The organism is Streptomyces sp. NPDC005728, from assembly GCF_040630895.1.
In the GTDB taxonomy this organism is placed as follows: Bacteria; Actinomycetota; Actinomycetes; order Streptomycetales; family Streptomycetaceae; genus Streptomyces.
This window is the reverse complement of record NZ_JBEXYL010000004.1, coordinates 220,421-230,902: the sequence shown is the minus strand read 5'-3', so window position 1 is coordinate 230,902 and position 10,482 is coordinate 220,421. Positions and strand designations below refer to the sequence as shown.

Genomic DNA, 10,482 nt, shown 5'->3' with positions numbered 1-10,482 from the left:
GCCCCCCCCCGCCCTCGCCGTCCCCTGTGTGGTGGGGGGGGGTGGCGGGGGGGGGGTGGGGGGGGGGGGGCCCCCCCCCCCCCCCCCGCCCCGCCCCCGCTGCCTCAGACCGTCGGCGGGCCGACGGCCCGGCTAGCCGAGTACCTCCCCGAGTACCTCCCCGAGCACCCGCGCCGCCCGCTCCGCCTCGGCGAAGCTCACGTAGAGCGGGGTGAAGCCGAAGCGGAGGACGTCGGGGTGGCGGAAGTCGCCCACCACACCTCGTTCGATCAGGCGCTTCATCACGTCACCTGCGTGGGAACAACGCAGGGCGATCTGGCTGCCCCGCTCCTCGTGCGCATCCGGAGTCACGGAGGCGACCCGGCCCGGCTCGGTGTACGCCGTGACGCACTCCAGGAAGAAGTCCGTCAGGGCCAGGGACTTGGCGCGGATCGAGTCGATCGAGACGTCGTCCCAGACGTCCAGGGCCGCCTCCAGGGCCAGCATGGAGAGGATGTCGGGCGTGCCGACGCGGCCGCGCAGGGCGCCCGGTGCCGGGGCGTACGACGGGCTCATGCCGAACGGCTCGGCGTGGGAGTTCCAGCCGGGCAGCGGGGAGTCGAAGCGTTCCTGCAGGTCACGGCGGACGTAGAGGTACGCGGGTGAACCCGGGCCGCCGTTGAGGTACTTGTACGTGCAGCCGACCGCCAGGTCGACCCCGTGCTCGTCCAGGCCCACCGGCAGGGCACCCGCGCTGTGGCACAGGTCCCAGACCGCGAGGGCACCACGGGCGTGGATCGCGGCCGTCAGCGCGGGCAGGTCGTGCAGGCGGCCGGTGCGGTAGTCGACGTGGTTGAGCAGCACCGCGGCCGTGCGGTCGCTCAGCGCCGCGGGCACCTCCGCCGGGGTCACCGCGCGCAGGGTGCGGCCGGTCAGGCGGGCGGCCGACTCGGCGATGTAGCCGTCCGTCGGAAACGTCGTCGCGTCGACCAGGAGTTCGTCGCGGTGCGGGTCCGCCATGCGAACTGCTGCCACAAGTGCCTTGAAAACGTTGACACTTGTCGAGTCTCCTACGACGATCTGGCCCGGTGCCGCGCCGACCAGCGGGGCGATACGGTCGCCGATCCGCTCGGGCGCCGTCCACCAGCCGCTCTCGTCCCAGGAACGGATGCGCAGCTCGCCCCACTGGCGGCGGACGACGTCCTCGACCCGGCCCGGCACGTTCGCCGGCAGGGCGCCCAGGGAGTTTCCGTCGAGGTAGATCACCTCGTCGAGGACGAAGCGGGAGCGCAGCGGGGCCAGTTCGTCCGCCGCGTCCAGTTTCGCCGCGCGCAGCTCAAGCTCAGACATGCGACCTCGCCGTCCACAGCTCGGGGAACACGTTCTTACGGGCGCGCTTCTCCAGCCAGGCCACGCCCGCGGAGCCGCCCGTGCCGGGCTTGGCGCCCATCGCGCGGCGGGTGGCGACGAGGTGGTCGTTGCGCCAGCGCCAGACCAGTTCCGCCACATCGGACAACGCCTCGCCGAGGCGGGCGAGTTCGGCGTTCTGGTCGCCGGAGTAGATCTCCGCCCAGGCCGCCTCGACGGCATCGGAGGTCTCGTAGCGCTGGGCGACGTCCCGGTTCAGGACGGACTCGGGGATCGCGTGGCCGCGGCGGGCGAGGAGGCGTACGACCTCGTCGTACAGGCTCGGCTCGTGCAGGGCCTTCTCCAGTTCCGCGTGGACGCGCGGGGCGCCGCGGTGCGGGACCAGCATGGACGCGGACTTCTCACCGAGCAGGAACTCCATGCGGCGGTACATCGCCGACTGGAATCCGGAGCCCTCGCCGAGAGCGGCGCGGTACGAGTTGAACTGGGCCGGGGTCAGCTGGCCGAGCGGCTTCCAGGAGCCGTTCAGGGCCTCCAGCTCCCGCACGGAACGCTTCAGCGCGGCGACGGCGGTCGGGACGTCGTCCGAGCGCAGGGCCTTCGCCGCGGTCTCCCACTCGTGCACGATCACCGTGAACCACAGCTCCATGACCTGGGTCGTGACCAGGAAGACCATCTCCCCGGGGTCGTCGGAGAGGGTGTGCTGGAGGTGGGTGAGCACGTCCGCCTTGACGTAGTCCTCGTACGGCGTCGTGCCGGCGAAGTCGAGATGCGGAGTCTCGGGCTCAGTGGCCTCGTGAGGGGGGTGAGCCTGTTGGGACATCGCTGTCTCCTGTGTTACTCCGGGTAGCGGTCCGCCCCTGCCGATGCCGACACGGGGGCCCCGGTCCCCAAGCGGAATCCTCCGCAATCCCACCGGATACGGCAAGGCCCGTCTGCTGCCAGACGGGCCACACCGGGCACTCCCGTAGGGGTCAGCCGAGGGTCTGGGCCGCCGTCGCCGAGGAGTCCTTCAGGAACTGCGAGCAGCGCTCGTACTCCTCCTGCTCGCCGATCGACTGCGCGGCGCGGGCGAGGGCGTGCAGGGCGCGCAGGAAGCCGCGGTTGGGCTCGTGCTCCCACGGGACCGGGCCGTGGCCCTTCCAGCCGTTGCGGCGCAGGGCGTCCAGGCCGCGGTGGTATCCCGTACGGGCGTAGGCGTACGACTCGACGACCGCGCCCCGCTCGAACGCGTCGTCGGCCAGTTGGGCCCAGGCGAGGGAGGAGGTCGGGTACTTGGCGGCGACGTCCGCCGGCGCGGTGCCCTGCGCGAGCAGCTCGCGAGGCTCCGGGTCGTCGGGAAGGTGGGTGGGGGGCGGGCCGCCGAGGAGGTTCTCGTGCATCGTCATGTGTTCAGTTTCCCGCACGGCGGCGTAGGGGGCGTGCCCGGTGCCGCGGCCGGGCAGGGGTGGGTACCACTGCGTACGGTGCGTGTGCGGCCTACGGGGCTGCAACCCCCCTGGGGGCGCGGGGCTGTATCCATATGCGGCTCCGCGGCGTGGGCGCGACCAGCCACGGCGAAGCCGGAGCCGAAAACAGTGGGCCGGAGCTACGGACGCCGCCCCTCCTCAAGCGGCGGAGCCGTAACGCAGCCGTGGGTCTTGCATTCCGGGTGCCGGCACCCCGGGGCCGGTCGGCGGACCAGCGCGAAGGCCAGTGCCGAGCCCAGCAGCAGCGTCCCCGCGCAGATCGGCATCGCCCGGTCGAACGCCGCGTCGAACGCCGTAGGCGACCGGTACGCCTCCGGGCCCATGCCCGCCAGCAGGGGCAGCGCGGCCACGGCCACCAGGCCCGCCGCCCTCGCCGCCGCGTTGTTGATGCCGCTGGCCAGGCCCGCCCGGGCAGTGTCGACGGAGGCGAGGACCGTGGCGGTCAGCGGGGCGACCAGGGCGACCATGCCCGCCCCCATCACGAGGACGGCCGGGAGGACGTCCGTGAGGTAATTCGCGTCCGGACCCACCCGGAGCATCAGCAGCATCGCCGCCGCGCACAGCAGCGGGCCGACGGTCAGCGGCAGCCGGGGGCCCGTACGGTCGGCGAGCGCGCCGGAGCGGGCCGAGAACAGCAGCATCAGGGCCGTCGTGGGGAGCAGGGCCGTACCGGCCTGCAGGGCCGAGTAGCCCGCCACCACCTGGAGCTGGAGCGCGGTGAGGAAGAAGAAGCCGCCGAAGGCCGCGTACACGCACAGCGTGACCAGGTTGACCGCCGTGAACTGGCGCGAGGCGAAGATGTCCGGCGGGAGCATGGGGTCGGGGCGGTGCTTCTCGACGTAGACGAAGCCGACGGCCGCGGCCACGCCCGCCACCGCGCTCAGCACCACCGCCGGGGAGCCGCCGCGGGCCTCGATCAGCGCGTACGTCACCAGGGCCAGCGCCAGGGCGCCCAGGGCCGCACCGAGGACGTCGAAGCGGCCGTGATGACGGTCGTCGGCCGACTCGGGGACGTGACGCAGGGCGACGGGGACGCAGAGCAGAGCCAGCGGCACGTTGAGCAGGAACACCCAGCGCCAGCCGGGTCCGTCCACCAGCCAGCCGCCCAGGAACGGGCCCACGGCCGCCCCGATCCCGCCGAAGCCGGACCACAGGCCGACCGCCCGGCTCCGGTCGTCCCGGTGGAAGGAGGCCTGGATGAGGGCGAGGGATCCGGGGGTCAGGAGCGCGCCGCCGACGCCCTGGAGGGCTCGGGCGGCGATGAGGACGCCGGGGGTGGGCGCCAGGCCGCACAGCAGGGACGCGGCCGCGAACCAGACGACCCCCAGCACGAAGATCCTGCGCCGGCCGTAGCGGTCCCCCAGCGAACCGCCCAGCAGGATCAGCCCGGCCAGCGTGACCATGTACGCGTTGACCGTCCACTGCAGGGCGGCGAGGCTCCCGCCGAGATCGCGGCCGATGGTCGGGAGCGCCACGTTCACGACGGTCGAGTCCAGCAGGACCATGCTGGAGCCGAGGACCGTGGTCAACAGGATCCACTTGCCCTGGGACGAGGCGATCCGGACATCGGGCATGGTCCCAGGTATACAGCGAGCCCGGCGCCAAGGGCAGGCGCCGGGCTCACCGGAGGTACCGCAGCGGGTTACTTGATCTTGTTGCCCGCCGAGCGCAGGTTCTTCGTGGCCTCGACGACACGCGCGGCCATCGACGCCTCGGCCAGCTTGCCCCAGGTGCGCGGGTCGTAGGTCTTCTTGTTGCCGACCTCGCCGTCGACCTTCAGGACGCCGTCGTAGTTCCGGAACATGTGGTCGGCGACCGGACGGGTGAAGGCGTACTGGGTGTCCGTGTCGAGGTTCATCTTCACGACGCCGTTCTCCAGCGCGGTCCGGATCTCCTGCTCGGTGGAGCCGGAACCGCCGTGGAAGACGAAGTCGAACGGGGACTGCTTGCCGAACTTGGCGGCCACGCCGTCGTTCAGCTCCTTCAGCAGGTCGGGGCGGAGCACGACGTTGCCCGGCTTGTACACGCCGTGGACGTTGCCGAAGGAGGCGGCCAGCAGGTAGCGGCCCTTCTCGCCCAGGCCGAGCGCCTCGGCGGTGCGGATCGCGTCCTCGACCGTGGTGTACAGGGAGTCGTTGATCTCGTGGGAGACGCCGTCCTCCTCGCCACCGGTCGGGGTGATCTCGACCTCGAGGATGATGTTGGCGCGGCGGGCCTGCTCCAGCAGCTCCTGCGCGATGGCCAGGTTGTCGGCCAGGGTCTCGGCCGAGCCGTCCCACATGTGGGACTGGAACAGCGGGTTCTGGCCGGCCTTGACGCGCTCCTCGGAGATCGCGAGCAGCGGACGTACGTACCCGTCGAGCTTGTCCTTCGGGCAGTGGTCCGTGTGCAGCGCGACGTTGACCGGGTACTTCTCGGCGACGATGTGCGCGAACTCGGCGAGCGCGACCGAGCCGCTCACCATGTCCTTGCTGTACTGGCCGCCGAGGAACTCGGCACCGCCGGTCGAGATCTGGACGATGCCGTCGCTCTCCGCCTCCGCGAAGCCGCGCAGCGCAGCGTGCAGGGTCTGGGTCGAGGTGACGTTGATGGCCGGGTAGGCGAACTTGCCTGCCTTCGCCCGGTCGAGCATCTCGTTGTAGACCTCGGGGGTTGCGATGGGCATCTGTCCGCTCCTTGAGTGTGCGGGTTGGCGATCTGCGTACTACGGCCCTGACCTAGACCTGGGGTGTGACGTCATCGTCGGCCCCATCTTTCCAGACCTGACTCCATGGTCGGCGCCTCGGTCAAGTCCAGGTCAAACGGGCGCGTCAGTCCAGACCCAGTTCGTCCTTCGAGAAGGCGAACCGGTACGGAACGCCCGCGCCGGCCTCGATCTTCTCGGCGGCGCCGGTCGCCCGGTCCACGATGGTCGCCACGGCGACGACCTCGGCGCCGGCCTCGCGCACAGCCTCCACGGCGGTGAGCGGCGAGCCACCGGTGGTCGAGGTGTCCTCGACGACGAGCACGCGCCGACCCGCGATCTCCGGCCCCTCCACACGCCGCTGCAGCCCGTGCGCCTTCGCCGCCTTGCGTACGACGAAGGCGTCGAGCTTCCTGCCGCGCGCGGCGGCCGCGTGCAGCATGGCGGCCGCGACCGGGTCGGCGCCCATCGTCAGGCCGCCCACCGCGTCGAAGTCCAGGTCCGCGGTCAGGTCCAGGAGCACCTGGCCGACCAGCGGGGCGGCCTCGCCGTCGAGGGTGATGCGGCGCAGGTCGACGTAGTAGTCGGCCTCCAGACCCGAAGAGAGGGTCACCTTGCCGTGCACCACGGCCTTGTCCTTGATCTGCTGCAGCAGCTCGCCACGTACGTCCGTCATGCCGACCAGCCTAGGGCCTGCCCGACGGGCCACGCCGCGGTCGCGGGGGCTCACCGGCAGTCTCGGAGTCGGCGTGGCCCGCCGGACAGACCCTAGAGGCGCCGCCAGCTCCAGGTGGTCGTCGCTTCCAGCGGTTCCAGTGGTGTGACCAGGCGCGGCAGGGTGTTCAGGCCGTTGGGCGGGCCGGTCTGCGGCTCCACGCAGACCGCCTCGGCCTGCTCGTCGTAGACGACCACCCACTCCTCGCGGCTGGCCACCTTCAGCTCCAGCTGTCCGGGCCAGGTGAGGGTGACGTCGACACCGTCGGGCATGCCGAAGCAGTCGTCCCAGGGGCCGGGCTCGGGGTCGATGCGCTTGCCGGTGGGCAGGTGGTCGGCGCCGCGCTCCTCCTGCCAGGCGGGGGCGAAGTCCACCTGGACGTCCACGCCGTCCAGGGTCCTGTTGAACCAGGGGTGCCAGCCGATCTGCGCCGGGAAGGAGTCGTCGTACGCCTCCACGCTCATCGTCAGCGTCAGGCTGTCCTCGGCCAGCGTGACGACGTGCGTGACGCGGCCGCGGTGCGGCCAGGGGTCGACCAGGTCGTACGTGATGACCGCCTCGTTCTCCGCGGCGCGTGCGATGCGCCAGTCACCGTCGCGTACGGTGCCGTGGATGGCGTGCGGCGGGGAGTTGAGGGGCATCTGGCGGACGGTCGCACCGTCCAGGAAGCGGCCCTCCCGGACCCGGCCGCACCAGGGCACCATCGGGAAGCAGCCGTAGCGCTCGCCCTGCCGCAGCAGCTCCACGCCGCCGATCCGGAGCCCACCGATACGGCCGCCGTTGCCGGGCAGCACGCTCACTTCCGCGTCGCCCGCGGTCAGCGTGATGTCTTCGTTACTCACGGGACGACCCTACTGGGGCGATCAAGAGGGCGTGCGCCGTGGCTGTACGCCGAGCTGTCCTAGTGGCGCTTACGCAGGGCGCGGCCCAGGACGATCGCCGAGGCCAGGGCGAGCGCCGCCGCGGGGGCCGCCCAGCGCAGGGCCGGGTTTCCGGCGACGGTCTGGGGGGCCGGTACGGGGGCGTAGCGGCCGCGCGGCGGGGCGTGGTCCACCTCCTCCGCGCTGCGGCCGATCATCGTGCGGCGCGCGTGCGCGGCCTCGGCGGGCGGCTCGCCCGCTTCGACGAAGTCCTCGGCGGGCCGGTCGTCGTGGGCGGCGGTGGACCCGGCCTCGGTGGGCGGGGTCTCGGACCGGGGCTCGGTGGAGCGGGCCTCGGCGTCGCCCCTGGCATCGTCGGCGTCGGGGTCCAGGGAGGGCGGGGGGACCTCGGTGTCGAAGACGGAGGTGTGCTCGGGCTCCCTCTCCTCCGGGCTCGCCGCCAGGCTCTCCACAAAGCGGTTCAGCAGCCGGGTCAGCGCCGAACCCACCGCGTCCGCCGGCAGTTCCGCGATCCGTCCGTCCGCGTCCGCCGTGCCCTCGACCGTGACGGTCGTACCGCCCTCGGTGTCCGTGAGGCGCAGTGTGAGGGCGAGTTTGACGCTGCCACTGCCGCGGGCCTCGGTGGCGTCGCCCTCGACGGCGTACGTGCCGTCCTCGCGGGGGCTGACGCGGACCGCTCCGCGGTAGGTGACGGAGTGTCCGCCGACGCGCAGTTTCAGCCGGCCGGCGACGGGTTCGGCACCGGCGTCCTGCTGGAGCCCGGGGACCGCCCGGGCCACCCTTGCGGGGTCGGCGAGGGCTTCTCTGAGCCGGTCGGGCGGAACCGGGACGAAGACCTGGTGCTCCATGTCGGTGGAGCCTACCCAGGTGTGGGCGGAACGTACCCTCCCGGCTCGGTCGGCCGGAAGGCGGGCGGGCGGGCTTCCCCCGGCCCCGCCGGCGGCCCCTCAGTACCGGGGGTGCACCAGCGTCGACGCCGGCAACCCCCCGATCCGCGTCCGCTCCGCCGCCCGCGCATCCGCCGTCAGTTCGTCCTGGGTCAGCGTGCGCGCCCGCGGCCCCCGCCCGTCCAGCCGCAGCCGCGGTGCCGAGCCGCCCGGCGCCGCCAGCAGGAACCCCCAGTCGTGCGGGGCCCCGGGCGCTCCCGCCGCGCGGTCCGGGCCCGCCGGGAAGCCGGAGTCGTGGCCGAGGACCCGGTAGGGGGAGGCGGCGAAGCCGGCCGCACGGAGGGTGGACGCCACCGTCCAGAACGCGCGGGGGCGGGCGGCGACGGATCCGGCGTGCACCACCAGGCGGCCGTCGGCGGCGAGGACGCGGCGTGCCAGGCCGTAGAACTCCTGCGCGTACAGCTTGGTGCTGGCCGTGATGCCGGGGTCCGGCAGGTCCGCGATCACGACGTCGTACGCCGTGTGCGGCCCCTGGCGCAGCCAGGTGAGGGCGTCCGCGGTCGTGACCCGGACACGCGGGTCCTCGTACGCATGGCCGTTGAGGGCGGACAGGCCGGGGTCGCTGCGGGCGAGGCCGATCAGGCCGGGGTCGAGTTCGACGACGTCGACGCGGCGCACGCCGCCGTACTCCAGGACCTCGCGTGCGGCCAGGCCGTCGCCGCCGCCGAGGATGAGCACGCGCGCGTGCGGGCCGGTCATCGCGGGGTGGACCAGCGCCTCGTGGTAGCGGCGTTCGTCGCGGCCACCGACGCGCAGCCGGCCGTCCAGGAAGAGGTCGAGGGGGCGGCCGTGGGTGCCGCCGGTCAGGACGACCTCCTGGACGTCCGTCTGCAGGGCGACCCGGACGTCCTTGCCGTACACCGCGTGCCGGGCGGCGCGTTCGAACGCGTCGGTGAGGGCGGCGGCGGACGCGAGGACGGCGAGGACGGCGAGGCCGCCGATCAGCAGGGTCCAGCGGGCGCGGCGGGTCAGGTCGCGCCGGAACAGGCCGAGGACCAGGGCGCCGCCGGCGACGACGTTGACCGTGCCGGTGATCAGGGCGCCGGTCAGCTGGCCCAGGAAGGGGAGGAGGAGGAAGGGGAAGGCCAGGCCGCCGACGAGCGCGCCCACGTAGTCCGCCGCGAACAGGTCGGCGACCGCCCCGCCCGCGTCCTGGCGGCGGATGCGCTGGATCAGCTCCATCAGCAGGGGGACCTCGGCGCCGACGAGCAGGCCGATGGCGAGGGAGAAGGCGACCAGCAGGCAGCGCGGGCCGCCGGCCCACATCCCGCCCCAGCCGCCGGTCCAGGCGAAGACGGCGTAGAGGGCCATGGCGCTGCACCCGCCGACCAGCGCGAGAACGGTCTCGATCGCGCCGAACCCGGCGGCCGCGTGCCAGCGCAGCCGCTTGGCGGCGAGGGAGCCGATGCCCATCGCGAAGACCATCACGGACAGCACGACGGAGGCCTGGGTGACCGAATCGCCTATCAAGTACGAGGCGAACGCGACGAGTTCGAGTTCGTACACGAGTCCGCAGGCCGCGCAGACGAAGACGCACACGAGGACCAGGAACCGCCCGGTGCCGGGCCGAACGGGCAGCCGGGCGGGGCCTGTCCAGGGCGGGGCCCCCGGGGGCGCGGGGGCGTGCGGATCGATCACGCTGCGACGTTACGTCACATGCGCGGCACGCTTCGTCACCCACACGTGTGGAACTCGGGGTAGTTGACGCACCGGGGTTTATGTTGACCTAGGACAGGCCCTGGTCGGGTCGGCCCACCGGCACCCGGGCTCCGACGCGTGTCCGTGTCGCCACCAATTGGCCGTCCTGCGGATAGGCGTGCCAGGTCCGCCAGTGCACCTGCCCCTCATGACGCTGGGCCAGCATCGCGGTGAAGGCGTGCGGGCTGCCGGGGAAGACACCGGCGAGGCCGTGCGGATGGTCGGAGACGAGGGCCAGCAACTCCTGGGCGCGGCCCGCGAACGAGCCCGGCGTGAGCACCTCGACGCGCGCCGCGAACTCGTACTCCCAGTCGCCGACCCGCTTGGCGACGCCCAGCGGAAGCGGAGTGCTGGAACCGGGGATGCACGCGACCGTCTCCGAACAGTTGCGTCCCCGCTCCTCCTCCAGCAGGACCTGGTGGGATGCGCCGAGCAGTCTCAACTGGAGCTTTGCCCCGGTCAGTTCCAGATCGAGGGTGGCCAGGGCGGGGAGCGGCTCGCGCCCGAGGGCCCAGGCGAGATCGCCAGCGCGGGTATCGGTGTAGGAGGTGTTCAGGGTCGTGAGCATGGATCGGCTCCGCTAGCACGCAAAGAGGGGGGAGATCGGCCATGTCAGCCCGGTCAGCCCAGCCGGCCCGGCCGGGGAGGGGAGTCTGCAAGGACGTCCGAGGGGCTGCGTTGGTGTTTTAGAGGGAATCATGAAGAGTGGATCCGCCACAGCGTTTTTACCCAACTTCGTGGG

Annotated in this window: 10 protein-coding genes; all 10 read right to left on the bottom strand. The window is 72.7% G+C overall.

From position 1 onward, the window contains the following. Positions 1 to 132 precede the first annotated feature (132 nt). The 10 genes from kynU to ABZ471_RS05480 all read right to left on the bottom strand — a co-directional run bounded on the left by kynU (position 133) and on the right by ABZ471_RS05480 (position 10,308). On the bottom strand, positions 133 to 1,329 hold the full coding sequence (gene kynU, locus ABZ471_RS05525) for a kynureninase (protein WP_359062689.1): 1,197 nt from the start codon (positions 1,327 to 1,329) through the stop codon (positions 133 to 135). Beyond that, complete coding sequence (locus ABZ471_RS05520; RefSeq protein WP_359062687.1) at positions 1,322 to 2,170, bottom strand: tryptophan 2,3-dioxygenase family protein; 849 nt, start codon at positions 2,168 to 2,170, stop codon at positions 1,322 to 1,324. The genes kynU and ABZ471_RS05520 overlap by 8 nt, the downstream gene beginning before the upstream one ends. 151 nt (positions 2,171 to 2,321) lie before the next feature. Next, positions 2,322 to 2,735, bottom strand: a complete 414-nt coding sequence (locus tag ABZ471_RS05515) for a DUF3151 domain-containing protein (protein WP_359062685.1) — start codon at positions 2,733 to 2,735, stop codon at positions 2,322 to 2,324. Positions 2,736 to 2,935: 200 nt separating this feature from the next. Beyond that, entirely contained in the window at positions 2,936 to 4,390 is a 1,455-nt protein-coding gene (locus ABZ471_RS05510) for an MFS transporter (protein ID WP_359062683.1), read from the bottom strand. A 68-nt stretch (positions 4,391 to 4,458) separates the two neighbouring features. Next, positions 4,459 to 5,481 (bottom strand): class II fructose-bisphosphate aldolase, encoded by a 1,023-nt coding sequence (gene fbaA, locus ABZ471_RS05505; protein WP_359062681.1) that lies wholly within the window; start codon positions 5,479 to 5,481, stop codon positions 4,459 to 4,461. 145 nt (positions 5,482 to 5,626) lie between these two features. Further along, positions 5,627 to 6,175, bottom strand: coding sequence for an orotate phosphoribosyltransferase (pyrE, locus tag ABZ471_RS05500; protein ID WP_359062679.1), 549 nt, complete (start codon positions 6,173 to 6,175; stop codon positions 5,627 to 5,629). Positions 6,176 to 6,267: 92 nt separating this feature from the next. Next, entirely contained in the window at positions 6,268 to 7,056 is a 789-nt protein-coding gene (locus ABZ471_RS05495; RefSeq protein WP_359062678.1) for an aldose 1-epimerase, read from the bottom strand. Positions 7,057 to 7,115: 59 nt separating this feature from the next. Beyond that, the gene (locus ABZ471_RS05490) at positions 7,116 to 7,943 is read right to left on the bottom strand and encodes an SRPBCC domain-containing protein (protein WP_359062676.1); all 828 of its coding nucleotides are present in this window, start codon (positions 7,941 to 7,943) and stop codon (positions 7,116 to 7,118) included. Positions 7,944 to 8,042: 99 nt separating this feature from the next. Then, a complete protein-coding gene (locus ABZ471_RS05485; protein ID WP_359062674.1) occupies positions 8,043 to 9,680 on the bottom strand; it encodes a polyamine aminopropyltransferase in 1,638 nt (545 codons plus the stop codon). Between the two features lie 88 nt (positions 9,681 to 9,768). Continuing rightward, the gene (locus ABZ471_RS05480; protein ID WP_359062672.1) at positions 9,769 to 10,308 is read right to left on the bottom strand and encodes a DUF2617 family protein; all 540 of its coding nucleotides are present in this window, start codon (positions 10,306 to 10,308) and stop codon (positions 9,769 to 9,771) included. Between the last annotated feature and the right edge of the window lie 174 nt (positions 10,309 to 10,482).